Below are 16547 nucleotides of genomic sequence, written 5' to 3' on the forward strand. Positions count from 1 at the left end.
GGGCAGCGCCCCCCGTTCACCGGCGGGTCCTTGACTGCCGTGGCAGACACTTCGCACGGGACCAAGGACGTACATGCACCGCAACACCCTCTCCGCCGTCGCGGCGGCCGTGACCCTGCTGGCCGCGGGAGCGGCGCCGGCCGCGGCGGCCACGCCGCCCGGCTCCTTCTTCGGCGGGAAGCTGCCGCTGAGCGCGCCCCCGGTGACCACGACGGTGGCGCCCGGCGTGACGCTGACCTCGATGTCGCTCGGCGCCAAGGACGCCGGCGACCACTGGACCGTCCACGTCTACCTGCCGGGCACCGCCGACGGGCCGCTGGGCACGGCCGCCACCGCGCTGGGCGCGCGGGAGATCGCCGACCGGGTGGCGGGCGCGCTGCGGGAGAAGGGGTTCGAGCCGCGGGTGGAGGAGGTCGCCACGCGTGCCTTCGCCGACCGCCCGGCCGGCACGCTGGGCTGGACCGTCCGCGTCGGCCGGTACGCCACCGGCGCCGAGGCCGCCTCCGCGCTGTCCACGATCAGGGCGGCCGGCTTCGCGGGCGGCACCCGCTACACCGCGCAGGACGGCACCGACCCGGGCGCGCCGCAGCAGGTGCACCTGCTGCGGGTGGACTTCCGCCAGTTCCGGGGCACGGTAGGCACCGACTTCGGCGCCGCGCTGAACGGCACGGAGAAGCTCACCGACCTGGCCACCGCCGCCGGCGCCGTGGCGGGGATCAACGGGCAGTGGTTCTACAACAGCGCACCCGGCGGCATGTACGTCAAGGACGGCAGGCTGATCGGCTCCGCCACCCAGGGCCGCGCCGGCATCAAGATCACCAAGGGTGGCCGCGCGGTGGACGTGGACACCTACACCGCCCACGTGACCCTGCGCGCCGGGCGCGACAGCGTCGAGATCGACGGCGTGAACCGGCTGCCCGGCGAGATCTGGAACTGCGGCGGCGTCGGCGGCGACCTGCCCACGGAACGGCCGCAGCACGACCTGAAGTGCACGGACCCGAGCGAGCTCGTGCTGTTCACCCCGGAGTGGGGCACGCCGCCCGCCGGAGCCGGCGCCGAGGCCGTCCTGGACGCGCGCGGCACGGTCACCGCCGTGAACGCCTCGCGCGGCTCGGCCGTGCCCGCCGGCGGCTCCACGATCCAGGCCATCGGCGACAGCGCGGCGTGGCTGCTGGAGCACGCCAGGCCGGGCGAGCGCCTCAGGGTCACCGAGCGGGTCGAGGACGGCAGGGGGCGCCGGGTCGCGCTGACGCCTGACACGACGATCCTCCAGGTGGGCCCCTCCCTGGTACGGGACGGCAGGATCTCGGTGAACGCGGCGGCCGACGGGGTGATCCGCGAAGGCGCCGACCAGACGTTCACCTACAACTGGACCGTCCGGGCCAACCCTCGCTCGATGATCGGGACTGACGAGCGGGGCCGGCTGATGCTGGTGGTCGTGGACGGGCGGCAGGACGGGTACAGCGAGGGGCTCGGGGTGGCGCAGACCGCCGAGCTGATGAAGCTGCTCGGGGCCCGGGAGGCGATGAACCTCGACGGGGGCGGGTCGAGTGTCATGGTCACGTCGGGCGGCGGGATCGTGAACCGGCCCTCGGACGCGGCGGGGCAGCGGTCGCTGGGCAACGTCATCCTGGTGCGGCCGTAACCCTCTCTAGAGGTGGCAGGCCTCGCGGACCGTGAGGTCGCCGAGGTGCCGGGTCCATTCCGGGGTGCCGTGCACGCGTGCGGCCAGCCGTTCGCACGCCGCCGGCGCTCCGGGAGGGACCGGCGTCCGCCACACCTGCAGATCACCGTCGCCGTTCGGCGCGACGAGCGTCGCGCCGCGCCCGTCCAGGGCGAGGTCCGCCGGTCCCGTCGAGAGGTGGTCCAGCTGGGGCCCGGTCTGTCCCTGGCCGTCCACCGACCGCAGGCGCGCGGAGCCGTCCGTGTCGACGCTGGCGATCGTCGTCCTGTCGGCGCTGACCGCCACCTTGCGGATCGCGCCTCTGAGGCCGGTGAACGAGCGGGGCGGGCCGCCGCCGGCCGGATCCCACACGAGCACGCCGGAGGAGTAGGTGGCGGCCGCGAGCACCTTCCCGTCGCCGCCGAGCGCCACGTCCCGCACCCGGTCGGGAGCCTGGAGGAGCTGCTTCCCGGCCGGCCGCTCGGGCCGGGCGGTGTCCCACGCCCAGACGGCGCCGCGGCTGTCGTAGCCGGCCAGGGTGCGGCCGTCGGCGCTCACCGCCACCCCGACGATCGCCGGCGGGCCGCGCAGGGCACGGCCGGGGGTGAACGGTGAGGTGGCGTCCCAGATCCACACCGTTCCCCTGGTGCCGGCCCCGGCGAGCAGGCGGCCCTCCGCGCTCATCGCGATGTCGCCGACGGGCAGGCGGTGGCCGGTGAAGGGCCGGCTGGGCTCGGGCGGGCCGGCCGACGAGGCAGCGTTCCAGGCCGGCGAGGGTGGCGGCGACGGCCGGCAGGTCGGGCAGCCGGGATCCGGGCCCGTGGCGGCCACTGCCGGTCAACAGGACGCGGGCACCGGGGGTGGCCAGCAGCAGCCCGCCGTCGGCCATGAGACCTCCCCGGCACCGGTCAGGGCGAGTGCCCGCATATCGCTGCGAATCGCCGGAGCGCTACATGACAGCGCTGTCTTGACAGCGCGCCGCCCGGGTGAAACTTTCTTACCAGATCGGGGTTGACAACGTTGTCAGATTTGTTCGTCCTGACCTGCCGACCTGCGGAAACGTCCCCGATGAAGCGATCCGTCCTGACAGCACTCTTAGCTCCCCTCATCACTCTCGCCCTCGCGGCTCCCGCCACCGCCGCGCTCACCGCACAGAGAGGTCCCGGCCCCATTCCCCACCCAGGCCCTTCGGGCACCCCCTCCCCCGGCCCGTCCTACAGCCCGCCGCCCGACCCGTCCGTGGCCGAGCCGGCCCCGCCCACCGACGAGGTACGCCGGGCCGCCCGCGACGGCCAGGACCTGGCCAGGGCGGAAGGCGCGGCCTTCGCCACCTCCTTCGAGCCGGGCGACCCGCAGCCGACCTGGACCAACACGGCCGAGCGGTCCAGGAACACCACCGGCACCCTGCCCGGCCGCATCGAGGGCAGCGTCGCCGACCGGATCACCCGGGTCCTGGCCAGCGGCGAGTACGCGGCCTCAGGCGAGGTGAAGGAGAACCTGGCCGACACCGACGCCAACACGAAGTGGCTGGTGTTCACCGGCACGGGCTGGGCCCAGTACGAGCTGTCCGAGCCCGTCGCGGTCGTGCACTACGCGCTGACCTCGGCCGACGACGCCCCCGAGCGCGACCCGCGCGACTGGGAGCTGCAGGGCTCGCAGGACGGCCGGTCCTGGACCACCCTCGACACCCGCACCGGCGAGACGTTCACCGCCCGCCACCAGCGCAAGGAGTACCGCTTCGGCAACACCACCGCCTACGCCCACTACCGGCTGAGCATCACCCGCGTCGGCGACGGCTCCATCGTGCAGCTCGCCGAGTGGGAGCTGTCGGACGGCGGCAGCGGGCCCCCGCCGCCCAGCGACATGCGCACGCAGGTGGGCACCGGCCCCACGGGCGGGTACGTCTCCAAGCCGCGCGCCGGCTTCACGGGCCTGCACGCCCTGCAGTACGCGGGCAGCACCACCGCCGAGGCCGGCGGCCACTCGGTGAACAGGGTGTTCGAGGTGGACCTGCCGGTGACGGCCACCACGGAGCTGTCGTACCTGGTCTTCCCCGAGTTCACGGCCGCCGACCCGCGCTACCCCAGTACGTACGTCTCGGTGGACCTGGCCTTCGGCGACGGCACCTACCTCAGCGACCTCGGGGCCGTGGACCAGCACGGCGTCCGGCTGGCCCCCAGGGCGCAGGGCGAGTCCAAGACCCTCTACGCCGACCAGTGGAACTTCAAGCGCGCCGAGATCGGCCGGGTGGCGAGGGGCAAGCGGATCACCCGCATCCTGGTGTCCTACGACAGCCCCGCCGGCCCGGCCGGGTTCCGCGGCTGGGTGGACGACATCAGGATCGTCTCCGAGCGCAGGCGGCAGCCGTACGAGGGGCGCTCGGCGCACCGCAGCCTCGCGGACCACGTGGTCACCACCCGGGGCACGCACTCCACCGGCGGCTTCTCGCGGGGCAACAACTTCCCCGCCACCGCGGTGCCGCACGGCTTCAACTTCTGGACGCCGATGACCGACGCGGGCTCGACGAGCTGGTTGTACGAGTACCACCGCGCCAACAACGCCGCCAACCAGCCGGAGATCCAGGCGTTCACGGCCAGCCACGAGCCCAGCCCGTGGATGGGCGACCGGCAGACCTTCCAGTTCATGCCGTCGGCGGCCGAGGGCGTGCCTGACCCGTCGCCTACCGCCCGCGCGCTGCCCTTCCGGCACGAGCGCGAGGTCGCGCGCCCGCACCTGTACGCCGTGACGTTCGACAACGGCGTCAAGGCGGAGCTGGCGCCGGCCGACCACGCGGCGCTGGCCCGCTTCACCTTCCCCGGCACCGCGGCGAAGCTGATCTTCGACAACGTGAACGACAGCGGCGGCCTCACGCTCGACACCGGCGCCGGCGTGGTCACCGGCTGGTCCGACGTGCGCAGCGACCTGTCCACCGGGGCCACGCGGATGTTCTTCCACGCCGTCTTCGACCGCCCGGTCACCGGCGGCGGCAGGCTGACCGGCCAGGGCCGCGACAACGTGCTCGGCTACCTCGCCTTCGACGCGGGCCAGGCGCGCACGGTGAGCATGCGCATCGCGTCCTCGCTGATCAGCGTCGAGCAGGCGAGGCGGAACCTGGAGCTGGAGATCGCCGCCACCGACACGCTGGAGACGGTCAGCGAGCGGGCGCGGCGGGCCTGGGACGCCAAGCTGGGCGTCATCGAGGTGGCGGGGGCGAGCAGGGACCAGCTGGTCACGCTCTACTCCAACCTGTACCGGCTGTTCCTGTATCCGAACTCCGGCTTCGAGAACACCGGCACCGCCGCCGCGCCGGTGTACCGGCACGCGGTGCAGTCGGCCACCGGCACCCCGCCCAGCACGCCGACCGAGACGGGCGCGCGGGTGGCCGACGGGAAGGTGTACGTCAACAACGGCTTCTGGGACACCTACCGGACGACGTGGCCGGCGTACGCGCTGCTCACGCCGCGGGCGGCGGGCGAGATGGCGGCGGGGTTCGTCCAGCAGTACCTGGACGGCGGCTGGATCGCGCGCTGGTCGTCGCCGGGGTACGCCGACCTGATGGTGGGCACCAGCTCCGACGTGGCCTTCGCGGACGCCTCCCTGAAGGGGGTGCCGGGGCTCGACGCCGAGGCCGCCTACGCCGCCGCGGTGAAGAACGCCACGGTGGTGCCGCCCAGCCGGCACGTGGGCCGCAAGGGCCTGGAGACCTCCACGTTCCTCGGCTACACGAGCATCCAGTCCACCGGCGAGGCGATGTCGTGGGCGCTGGACGGCTACATCAACGACTTCGGCATCGCGAACCTGGCCCAGGCGCTGGCCGAGCGGTCCACGGGCGCGCAGCGGGCCCGCTACCTGGAGGAGCACGAGTACTTCCGTGAGCGGGCGCTGAACTACGTGCACCTGTTCGACCCGGCGGTGCGCTTCTTCCAGGGCAGGAACGCCGACGGCTCGTTCCGCCGCAAGCCGGGCGCCTACGACCCGCGCGTCTGGGGCTCCGATCACACCGAGACCAACGGCTGGAACATGGCCTTCCACGTGCCGCAGGACGGCCGCGGCCTGGCCAACCTGTACGGCGGCGCGAAGGAGCTGGCGGACAAGCTGGACACGTTCTTCGCCACGCCGGAGACGGCGCGCTTCCCCGGCTCGTACGGCGGCGTCATCCACGAGATGCGCGAGGCCAGGGACGTGCGGATGGGCCAGTACGGCCACAGCAACCAGCCCTCGCACCACATCGCCTACATGTACGACTACGCGGGCCGGCCGTGGAAGACGCAGGCCAGGGTGCGCGAGGCGCTGTCGCGGCTGTACCTGGGCAGCGAGATCGGCCAGGGTTACCCGGGCGACGAGGACAACGGGGAGATGTCGGCCTGGCAGGTGTTCGGCGCGCTGGGCTTCTACCCGCTGCAGATGGGCAGCCCGTACTACGCGATCGGCTCGCCGCTGTTCGAGAAGGCCACGGTGCGGCTGGAGAACGGCGGCAAGCTGGTCATCAGGGCGCCGGGCAACAGCGAGCGCAACGTCTACGTGCAGGGGCTGAAGGTCGACGGCAAGCGCTGGGACAAGACGTACCTGCCGCACGACCTGATCGCCGGCGGCGGCGAGCTGGTCTTCGAGATGGGGCCGAGGCCGTCGCGGTGGGGCACCGGCAAGGACGCCGCGCCGCCCTCGATCACCCGCGACGACCGCGTCCCGTCGCCGCTGCGCGACGTCACGGGGCCCGGCCGGGGCACCGCGTCCGGCGCGGGCGGGGCCGACGTGGGCGCGCTGTTCGACGACACCTCGGCCACCCGGGCGGCGCTGCCCGAGTGGGTGCGCTACGACCTGCCCGCCGAGCGGCGGGTGAGCTTCTACACGCTCACCTCCGGCCCGCAGGCGGGCGCGGACCCGGCCGGCTGGGTGCTGGAGGGCTCCGCGGACGGCCAGACGTGGCGGGTGCTCGACGAGCGGTCCGGCGAGAGCTTCCCGTGGCGGCTGCAGACCCGGCCGTTCAAGGTGGCCGAGCCGGGCGCGTACGCGCACTACCGGATCAGGTTCACCGGCGGGACGCTCGCCGAGATCGAGCTGCTCGCACCGTCCGCGCCGGAGACGTCGCCGCTGGCCGTCGAGTCCGCCGGGGTCTTCGCCACGCCGGGCGAGACCGTGACGCTGCCGGTGACCGTGTCCAACCACGCCGGCCGGCCCGCCGGCGGCGAGCTGACCGCGACGGGGCCCCAGGGCTGGGCCGTCCAGCCGGCCTCCGCCGCCTTCGGCCCGCTCGCGGCGGGCGCGTCGCAGGTGCTGCCGTTCCGGGTGACGGTGCCGGCGACGGCGGCTCCCGGCAGCCATCCGGTACGGCTGGCGGCGGTCTCCGGCCTCGGGACGACGAGCGAGCAGGTGCGGATCACGGTGGTCGGCGACACCGTGGAGTTCACGCCGGGCACCGCCGCCGAGGAGCCGTGGCTGTTCGACGAGGACGGCTCCCGGCTCGACGGCGCCGTGCACGACGGGCGCGCCCGCTTCACCGACGGCGACAGCCAGGCCGTCTACCGGTTCGAGCTGCCGGCCGGGGCGAGGTGGGGGTCGCTGACCATGGACCTCGGCAACCAGTTCCTGGTGCAGGTCTCGGCCGACAACCTGAGCTGGCGGACGGTGCTCCAGGAGGGCGCGAACGTGCGCGACCTGTCCAACCGGGGGGTGCGCACCGTGGAGGTGGGCGGCGAGGGCACGTTCTACCTGCGGATCGCGGACAGCCGGCCGCAGGACGGGTGGGGGGCGTGGCTGGCCAGGGTACGGCTGGAGGTCCACCGCCCGGCCACCTGACCCGCCGGTCCGGGGGCGCTTCCCGCGTCCCCGGGCCGCACCGCCCCGGGCGTCAGGTCAGGCGCCCGGTGATCTCCTTCAGCTCCGCGTTCTGCACCTCGATGATCTTCTCGGCCAGCTCCAGCGTGGGCCCGTGCCTGCCGGACTTGCGCACCGTCTCGGCCATCATCACGCCGTGATGCAGGTGCTCCGACAACGCCGTCAGCCACGCCCGGTCGAACCCGTCACCCTCGGGCAGGTCCTTGCCCGTCCCGGCGGCCGCCTTCACCGGCACCGCCTCGTTCCAGGACCGCAGCCAGGACTCCATCATCGCGATGTCCGCCCGCTCCTCCGGGATGAGCTTCCCGGCTAGCTCGCGCACGTACGAGCTGCCCGCCCGCCCGTCCGCCGCCTCGGCGAGCTGGATCGTCTGCTGGTGATGCGTGATCATCTCCTGGTTGAAGACCACGTCCGCCTGCACGTACGTCTTCTCTGTCTCCGCCGCCGCGGCACAGCCCGCCGCCAGCAGCAGCCCGAGCAGCGCCACGATTGCCGTCTTCCACCGCATGTCGTGAGGTACGCACGCGAACGCCCGCCGGTTCGGTGTATCACTCCAACGGCGGGACGTGCTCCTGCCGGTTCTCCTCCCCCGCGTGAGCCCGTCCCGCATCCTCGACTCCCCCTGGGGACGGGCTGCGGCCCGCCGGCCTGCGCCGGCCGGCCCGCGCCACCGTGACCGGCTGACCCAGCCGCCCGCTCGCCGGTGCGCGGGCGACACGGTGTGAGGCCCTCCGCTGCCGCGACGCCACCGACTGCTACTCTCCGTTATAGATTGCTTACTTTTCGTATAGTGGGGAGCTCTTGTGAAGGTCGCGTGCGTCGGCGGCGGGCCCGCCAGCCTGTACTTCTCGATCCTGATGAAACGGGTGGACCCCGCCCACGACATCACCGTGTACGAGCGCAACCCCGCCGGTTCCACGTACGGCTGGGGGGTGACGTACTGGGACGAGCTGTTCGGCTACCTGCACGACGTCGATCCCGAGTCGGCCCGCGAGATCAGCGCCGGCTCCGCCCGCTGGGACAGCTGGGTCGTGCACCTGCACGAGCGCGCGACGGTGACCGTGGGGCACGGCGACAAGGGGTTCGGCATCAGCCGGCGGCGGCTGCTCGCCATCCTCGCCGAGCGGGCCGAGTCGCTCGGCGTGCGTGTCGAGTACGAGCACGAGATCGCCGCCGAGGAGCACGTGGCCGACGCCGACCTGGTCGTGGCAGGCGACGGCGTCAACAGCCGGCTGCGCGAGCGGCATGCCGAGCACTTCGGCACCGAGGTGGAGGTGGGGCGCAACCCGTACGTGTGGCTCGGCACCACCAAGGTCCTCGACTCCTTCACCTTCGCCTTCGTCGAGACCGAGCACGGCTGGATCTGGTGCTACGGCTACCCGTACGGCGAGGAGGGCAGCACGTTCATCGTCGAGTGCGCGCCGCAGACGTGGCGCGGGCTCGGGCTGGACGTGGCGAACGAGGGCGACGGCCTGGCCCACCTGGAGAAGCTCTTCGCGGAGGTGCTGGACGGGCATCCGCTGATCGGCCGCACCCAGGGCGGCGGCGAGGCGCACTGGCTGAACTTCCGCACCCTGACCAACCGCACCTGGCACCGCGGCAACCTCGTCCTGCTCGGCGACTCGGCGCACACCACGCACTACTCGATCGGCGCCGGCACCGCGCTGGCGCTGGGCGACGCGGCCTACCTGGTGGACGCGCTGCACTCCGGCGAGGAGCTGGAGACGGCCCTGACCGGGTACGAGCGGGAGCGGATGGCCGCCATCAGGCCGTCCCAGCGGGCGGCGCGGCGCAGTGCCCAGTGGTACGAGAACGTGCCTCGTTACATCGACCGGCCGCCCAAGGAGATGATCGCGCTGCTGAACTCGCGGCATTCCGGGGTGCTTCCACACGTTCCGCCGCGCCTGTACTACTGGACGGGCACGGCCGCCGGGGCGATCTCGGGGCTGTTCAGCCGGCGATAGGGCGGGCCTCAGGGCGGCAGCGGCAGCGGCAGCGGCAGCGGCAGCGGCGACGGCGACGGCGACGGCGACGGTGGCAGCGGTGGCTCAGCCGGGCGTGGTGCGTTCGGCGTCCGGCTCCGGCGAAGGCGCCTGGCCACCACCCGGCCCGTCCTCACGCGCGGCGGCATCGCGCGGGCCGTCGTGGCCGGTGGAGGCGGGCTGCACCAGCTCCTGCCGCTTGACGAACGTGTCGATCAGCGACAGCAGCATGGCCACCACCGGCACCGCCAGTAACGCCCCCACGACCCCGAACAACGACGCCCCCAGGATCACCGCCGCGAACGCCACCCCAGGATGGATGTCCACCGACTTCCCACTGATCCGCGGCTCCAGCACCAGATTCTCCACCTGCTGATACAGCACCCCCCATCCCAGCGCGACCAGCCCGATCCACGGCCGGGGCGACACCAGCCCGACCACGGCGGGCAGCACGACGGCGATGTACGTGCCGATGGTGGGCACGAACTGGGCGATCAGCCCCGTCCACAGCCCGAGCGCGAGCCACGACGGCATGCCGAGCACCAGGAACACCACGGCGGAGGCGGCGGCGTTGACGGTGGCCAGGATGAGCCGGGCCCACACGTACCCGCCGGTCTTGACCAGCGACACGTCCCACACGGTGAGGAAGACCCGCTGGAAGTTCGCGGGCATGAGCCGCGCCAGCCACAGGCGCAGGCGGGGCCCGTCGGCCGACAGGTAGAAGACGAGCAGCAGCAGGGTGAACGCGTTGACGAGCGCCCCGGTGACGGTGCCGAGCACGCCCAGCACGTTGCCGAGCACGTCCTGGGCGTACTGGGCGGCCTGCTGCGGGGTGAGGTTGAGCGAGGTGAGAATGGTGGAGATCTGGTAGTTGGTGCCGAAGCGCTCGTTCACCCAGGCGACGGCGCCGGTGAGGATGTCGGGCAGCTCCCGCACCAGCACCGCGACCTGCTCCGCCAGCAGGCTGCCGAACAGGTACAGGAAGATCGCCGACACCAGGGCGAACGCCACCATCACGAGCAGGGCCGCCGCCCCGCGCCGCATGTGCCGGGCCAGGCGGCGCACGGCGGGCTCCATGGCCAGGGAGATGAACCAGGCCATCACCACCACGACGATCAGCCCGCCCGCGTCGATCAGCACGAAGCGCGCGAAGAGCACCACGGCCAGGACCGCGACGACGGCGAAGGCCGCCCGCCACACGTTCGCGGGTGAGAGCAGCACGCGCACCACCCGGGGCTCCTGCCGCTGCGTCATGTGCCCTCCCTGAGGTTCGCGGGTGCCGCGTCCCTCCGGATCGGGTGACATGATCGGCGACAGGTACGTGGCCCTGGGCAGCGTACGTGCTGGGCGAGGTGCTTGCACAGTCTCGATCACCGCGTACGCCGCCGGCGGGCGGGCCTCAGGTGGCCAGGGCGGCCCGCTGCCGATCGGCGTAGCGGATCCACAACATGATCACGATGACCAGGATGCCCCAGGTCACCAGCCAGATCCCCAGCATCCAGATCAGCACCAGCAGCGACAGGCTGGGGATGGCCAGGATCACGATTCCGACGAGGATCGCCAGGATCGGCAGCACGAGGTGCCAGCCCCACTTCGGCCTGGAGCGGTCGCCGAGCACGGTGACCAGCTCGATGACGCCGCCGAGGAGCCAGAACAGGCCCATCAGGATGGCCAGCACGGTGACGGTCTGCGGCACGTTGCGCACCGCCAGGATGCCGATGGCCAGGGACAGCACGCCGAGCAGGGCGTACAGGACGCGGGCGCCACCCGTGGCCAGCTCCGCCATGAGGGCCTGGACGATCCGGTAGATGCCGAGCACGATCAGCTGCAGGCCGAACAGCACGGCCGCGATGGCGATCGAGGGGCCCGGCCAGATCAGCACCGCCAGGCCCAGCACCAGGGACAGGAGGCCGGCGGCGATCGCCCAGCCGGTGGCGCCGCGCATCAGGCGCACGGTCATGCCGTCCTTCTCTGCCGGACCTGCCCCGGCAGCCTCGGGAGAAGTCGCTGATGTCATGGGTCTTCCCTCCTCGGCGCCCTACGCGGGCCTCGCGAGAGTGTCTCCTTCGACGACACCGCGCCTGCGGCGGCGCCGCATCACCCGTCCGAGGGGAGGCGGGGCTGGGCGGTCGTGATGAGGGCGGTGAGGCCGCCGCTCGCGATCAGCTGGACGCCCACGATCAGGATCAGCGCCTCCGGGGAGGGCGCGGGGAGGAGGAGCAGGGCGCCGCCCGCGAGCGTCGTGGCGACGGACAGTGCGGCCGTGGCGCCGGCACCGGGTCGCAACGGGCCGGTGACGACGCTCATCAGCTCGATGATCCCGCTGATGAGCCACATGAGGCCGAACAGCACGCGGAACACCGCCGCCGTGCGCACCTGACCGTCCAGCGTGAGCGCACCGGCCGACGGCATGACGCCGTCCAGCGTGAGACCGCCGGCCGCCGGCATGACGCCGTCCAGCGTGAGACCGCCGGCCGCCGGCACGACGCCGTCCAGCGTGAGACCGCCGGCCGCCGGCACGACGCCGTCCAGCGGGAAGGCGCCGGCTGAGGGCGAGGCGCTGTGCCAGGCGAGCGCGCCCACGACGACCAGCGAGCCACCGTGCAGTGCGAACAGCAGCCGCACCCCCGTGTCGTCCTCCGTGACGCACCTGGCGACGTCGAGCACCCCGGCCACGACCAGGTACCCACCGAGCAGCGTGGCGGCGGTGCCGGGCGCGAGCCAGGGCCCGGTCAGCATGAGCACCCCGGCGACCAGGCTGACCAGCCCGGCCGCGCGCCGCATGGCAGTGGCACCGGGGTCCACGGCCGGCTCAGGCGGCCGTGGACCGCGTCTGCTTGGCCTCCTGCTCACGTGGCAGGAACATCGCGGCGGCCAGCCCGATGAGCGAGATCACCACGAGGGTGGCCAGCGCCGCGGCGTAGGGCCGCCCGCCGGGGAAGCTCGCCGCCACGATCACCGACCCGGCCAGCGCGGTGCCGAGCGACGACCCCAGGTTGGACACGCTGCGCGACAGCCCGGAGATGTCGTCCTGCTCGTCCTCGGGGAAGCTCGACTGCACCACGTTCACCGACGCGGTGAGCATGGTGCCGACGCCGAGCCCCATCAGCAGCAGCCCGGGCGCGTACGCGAGGACCGAGTCGGTGTCCGGCCCCAGCGCCAGCAGCAGCAACATGCCCAGGGCCATGGCCAGGAACCCGACGCGGATCATGCGGCGTTGCGGATGCCGGCTGGCGAAGCGCTCGGCGGCGGCCGAGGAGGCCAGGATGCCGATGGTGGCGGGGGTGAGCATGAGGCCGGTCTGGATGGCGTTGTAGTGCCACGCCTGCTGCAGGTAGACCGAGATCACGAAGAACGAGCCCTGCATGGTCAGCCACTGCACGTTCTGCGTCACCAGGCCGAGGTTGGAGGTGCGGCTGCGGAACAGCGACAGGGAGATCAGCGGGTTGCCGCCCGCCTTCTCCCTGGCGCGTACGTGCAGGCAGAACCAGAGCAGGAACAGCGCGCCGAGCACGACGAACAGCCACACCGGCGAGATCCCGCCGGCGGGGATCACCACGGTGCCGCCGATGACGAAGTCGGCGCGGGAGGCGAGCCAGCCGTAGGTGCCCGACTGCAGGATGCCGAACACCACGAAGAACATGCCGGCCGCCGACAGGACCGCGCCCATGACGTCGAAGGACGGCCGGGGCCCCGTTCGCGGCATCGCGGCGATCCGGCGGGCCAGCACGATGATCCAGACGACGACCAGGACCTGGAGGATGAAGGAGGCCCGCCAGCTGATGGTGCTGGTGATGAGCCCGCCGATGAGCGGCCCGGCCGCCGCGCCCAGCCCCGCCGCGCCGCTGACCACGCCGAAGTACTTGGCCCGCTGGCGCACGTCGGTGAAGGCCACGGTGATCAGGATGTAGATGGGCGGGATGAGCAGGGCCGAGCCGATGCCTTCGAGCAGCGAGTACCCGATGATCATCAGGGGCAGCCCCTGGGCGAGCGACGCCAGCAGGGCGCCTGCCCCGTACACCACGAGGCCGGCCAGGAAGCAGGTCTTGCGGCCCAGGATGTCGGTCAGCTTGCTGCCGGCGATCATCAGGGACGCCATCGTCAGCGTGAACAGGGTGATCGTGGTCTGGATGCCCGTCACCGACGTGCCGATGTCCTGCGCGATCGTGCTGATCGCCACGTTCATGTTGGTGGCCGCGTAGCTGGCGATGAACTGCGCCAGCGCCAGCGGGAGGACCAGGGCCCGCGGGGACGGGCCCGTGCTCGGTTCCGTCATGCCACGCTCCCGGTCAGAGCCTCGTCCGCCTTGCGCTGCTTGCGCCGCGCCAGGGCCTTCTGCACCTCGGACACGGGGATGATGACACCGGCCACCACGATGCAGACGAGCCACTGGCCCAGGTCCATGTCCACGGTGCCGAGCAGCCGCTGGAAGAAGTCGACGCCGCCGGACAGGACGATCGCCAGCACGGACAGCAGGCTCGCGTAGAGGAACGGCTTGTCGGGGGTGCCGCCGCGGGCGAACATCGAGCGCGTCTCGTCCCGGCAGGCGATGGAGAAGAACAGGTTGAACAGCGCGAACGTGGTCAGCGCCATCGTCCTGGCGAGGTCCTCGCCCTGCGCCTGGCCCCACCAGACGACCCCGAGCGTGCCGACGCCGACGACGAACCCGGCGACGCCGAGCCAGCGGAACAGCCGGCGGTCGAGGATCTGCTCGTTGATCGGGCGTGGTCTGCGCTGCATGAGGTCGGCCGCCGCGACGCCGTAGCCCAGCCCGACCGCCTGGCAGATCTGGACGGTGAAGTTCACCCAGAGCGTCTGCAGGGGCAGCATCGGCACGCCGCTGACCAGGTTGAAGACGCTGGCGCCGAGGAAGGTGACGATGAAGCCGATCAGCGTGCCGATCTGGAACTTGATGTACTTCTTCAGGTTGTCGTACAGGCCGCGGCCCATCTCCACCGCCCGCACGATGGTGGAGAAGTCGTCGTCGGTGAGGATCATGGTGGCGGCCTCCTTGGAGACCTCCGTGCCGGTGATGCCCATCGCGATGCCGATGTCGGCGCGCTTGAGCGCCGGGGCGTCGTTGACGCCGTCGCCCGTCATGGCCACGACGTGGTCCTGCCTGCGCAGCACGTCGACCAGGCGCACCTTGTGCTCGGGCGCGACCCTGGCGATGACCCCGATGTCGGAGATCTCGCGCAGCGCGGTCTCGTCGTCCATGGCCGCGAACTCGGCGCCGGTGATCGCCCGCCCCGGGATGCCGAGCTGCCGGGCGATGGACTCCGCGGTCACCGCGTGGTCGCCGGTGATCATGCGGACCTCGATGCCGGCCTCGCGGGCCTTGGCGATGGCCGCCTTGGCCTGCGGGCGCGGCGGGTCCACGATGCCCACGAGCGACAGCAGCACCAGGCCGTCCACCTGGGCGAGCAGATCGCCGTCGGGGTCGAACGCGGCGGGGTCGAAGTCCTTGCGGGCGGTGCCCATCACGCGCAGGCCCTGCTCGGCCAGGCGCTGGTTCTCCTCCAGGTAGCGGGCGCGGAAGTCATCGGTGACCGGGATGGGGCCGAGCCCGGAGTCCAGCACGGAGTCCGAGCGGGCCAGCAGCTGGTCGGGCGCGCCCTTGACCAGGCAGCGGATGACCTCGGAGCCGCGCTCGTCGGGCATCCGGTGGAAGGTCGCCATCAGCTTGTACGCCGCGTCGAACGGCACCTCGGCGACCCGCGGATAGGCCGCCCGGGTGCCGCGCACGTCCAGGCCGCCCTTCTCGGCCAGCACGACCAGCGCGCCCTCGGTCGGGTCGCCGACGAGCACGCCGTCCTGCACCTCGGCGTCCGCGGTCAGCGCCATCGGCAGCAGGAACGGCTCCAGGGGCACGTCGGGCTGGCCCGCCACGCGCTTGATCGTGCCCTCGGTGGAGTAGCCGGAGCCGGAGATCACGTACCGGCGGCCGGGGAGCGTCATCTCGACCGCGGTCATCTGGTTGAGCGTCAGGGTGCCCGTCTTGTCGGAGTTGATGGCGCTGGTGCAGCCGAGCGTCTCGGTCGAGCGCAGCCGCTTGACGATGGCGTTGGCCTTGGCCAGCATCTGCGTGCCCATCGACAGGATGGTCGTGACCACGGCGGGCAGGCCGGTGGGGATGGCGGCCACGGCGAAGGCGATGGAGGCGGTGAAGACCTGCGCGAAGGGGTTGCCGCGGGCCAGGTTCAGCGCCATCGACAGCACGAGCGCGAACCCGGAGATGACCAGGATCTGGTTGGTCAGCGCGGCGAGCTGCCTGGTCAGCGGGGTCTCCGTCTCCTCCTCGGTCTGCAGCATCCCGGAGATGTGCCCGACCTCGGTGGACATGCCGGTCGCCGTCACCACGAAGTCGCCCGAGCCGCGGGTGACGTTGGTGTTCATGAACGCCATCGTGATCCGGTCACCGATCCCCGCGCCGGGTGACAGCAGCGCGGCCGGGTCCTTGCCGACGGGCGTGCTCTCCCCGGTCAGCGCGGACTCGTCGATCTCCAGGGTCGCGGCCCTGATGATGCGGCCGTCGGCCGGCACCAGGTCGCCGGCCTCGACGGACACCACGTCCCCCGGCACCAGCTCGTCGGCGGCGACCTCGGCCAGGGCGCCGTCCCTGCGCACCTTCGCCTTGACGATCATCATCTTCTGCAGCGCGGCCACCGCGGCCGCGGCCTTGCCCTCCTGCCGCAGCCCCAGGAAGGCGTTGAACAGGGTCAGGCCGAGCAGCACGATGCCGGTGCCCCACTGCTGGAGCAGCAGGCTGCCGATGCCGGCGACCAGCAGCACGAGCTGCATGGCGTCGGCGTACTGGCGCACGAAGGCCCGCCAGGCGGGCTCCGGCTTGGCCTCGGCGAACTTGTTGGGGCCGTACTGTTCCCTGCGGGTCTGGACCTCCGCCGCGCTCAGGCCGTGCCCGGCCTCCACGCCCAGCACCTTCAGCGCCTCGACGGCGGGCATGGCGAAGTAGGCGGGGGGCTCGGAATGGGCGGACCCCTGGCCCGCCGAGGACGTTGTCATCGCTGCCTCCTCAAAACCGCGGGCACCGGTGCCGAGTGTCCGGG

At 72.5% G+C, this 16547-nt stretch carries 10 protein-coding genes; 3 read left to right on the forward strand and 7 right to left on the reverse strand.

Annotation, left to right across the window (positions count from 1 at the left end; all coding sequences use genetic code 11):
• Positions 1-73 precede the first annotated feature (73 nt).
• Positions 74-1645 carry a phosphodiester glycosidase family protein gene (locus LCN96_RS34705; RefSeq protein ID WP_225266652.1) on the forward strand — a complete coding sequence of 524 codons (1572 nt, stop codon included), beginning with the start codon at positions 74-76 and terminating at the stop codon, positions 1643-1645.
• A 6-nt stretch (positions 1646-1651) separates the two neighbouring features.
• On the opposite strand, the gene LCN96_RS34710 is transcribed toward LCN96_RS34705, so the two are convergent.
• Positions 1652-2494, reverse strand: a complete 843-nt coding sequence (locus tag LCN96_RS34710) for a WD40 repeat domain-containing protein (RefSeq protein WP_225266653.1) — start codon at positions 2492-2494, stop codon at positions 1652-1654.
• 237 nt (positions 2495-2731) lie between these two features.
• Here LCN96_RS34710 and LCN96_RS34715 point away from each other — a divergent pair, with 237 nt between their 5' ends.
• Entirely contained in the window at positions 2732-7459 is a 4728-nt protein-coding gene (locus LCN96_RS34715) for a GH92 family glycosyl hydrolase (protein WP_225266654.1), read from the forward strand.
• Between the two features lie 52 nt (positions 7460-7511).
• Here LCN96_RS34715 and LCN96_RS34720 read toward each other — a convergent pair whose 3' ends face one another.
• A complete protein-coding gene (locus tag LCN96_RS34720; protein WP_225266655.1) occupies positions 7512-8006 on the reverse strand; it encodes a DUF305 domain-containing protein in 495 nt (164 codons plus the stop codon).
• Between the two features lie 295 nt (positions 8007-8301).
• Here LCN96_RS34720 and LCN96_RS34725 point away from each other — a divergent pair, with 295 nt between their 5' ends.
• Positions 8302-9462: an FAD-dependent monooxygenase gene (locus LCN96_RS34725; RefSeq protein ID WP_225266656.1), complete on the forward strand. Its 1161-nt coding sequence runs from the start codon at positions 8302-8304 to the stop codon at positions 9460-9462.
• An 84-nt stretch (positions 9463-9546) separates the two neighbouring features.
• Here LCN96_RS34725 and LCN96_RS34730 read toward each other — a convergent pair whose 3' ends face one another.
• The 5 genes from LCN96_RS34730 to LCN96_RS34750 all read right to left on the reverse strand — a co-directional run bounded on the left by LCN96_RS34730 (position 9547) and on the right by LCN96_RS34750 (position 16503).
• Positions 9547-10734: an AI-2E family transporter gene (locus LCN96_RS34730; protein ID WP_225266657.1), complete on the reverse strand. Its 1188-nt coding sequence runs from the start codon at positions 10732-10734 to the stop codon at positions 9547-9549.
• Between the two features lie 145 nt (positions 10735-10879).
• Positions 10880-11440: an HdeD family acid-resistance protein gene (locus LCN96_RS34735; RefSeq protein WP_225266658.1), complete on the reverse strand. Its 561-nt coding sequence runs from the start codon at positions 11438-11440 to the stop codon at positions 10880-10882.
• Between the two features lie 137 nt (positions 11441-11577).
• A complete protein-coding gene (locus LCN96_RS34740; protein ID WP_225266659.1) occupies positions 11578-12264 on the reverse strand; it encodes a DUF308 domain-containing protein in 687 nt (228 codons plus the stop codon).
• Positions 12265-12292: 28 nt separating this feature from the next.
• The gene (locus tag LCN96_RS34745; RefSeq protein WP_225266660.1) at positions 12293-13756 is read right to left on the reverse strand and encodes an MFS transporter; all 1464 of its coding nucleotides are present in this window, start codon (positions 13754-13756) and stop codon (positions 12293-12295) included.
• On the reverse strand, positions 13753-16503 hold the full coding sequence (locus LCN96_RS34750; protein WP_225266661.1) for a cation-translocating P-type ATPase: 2751 nt from the start codon (positions 16501-16503) through the stop codon (positions 13753-13755). Before LCN96_RS34750 ends, LCN96_RS34745 begins: the two co-directional genes overlap by 4 nt.
• Positions 16504-16547: the final 44 nt, after the last annotated feature.

The sequence above is a fragment of the Nonomuraea gerenzanensis genome (assembly GCF_020215645.1).
GTDB lineage: Bacteria > Actinomycetota > Actinomycetes > Streptosporangiales > Streptosporangiaceae > Nonomuraea > Nonomuraea gerenzanensis.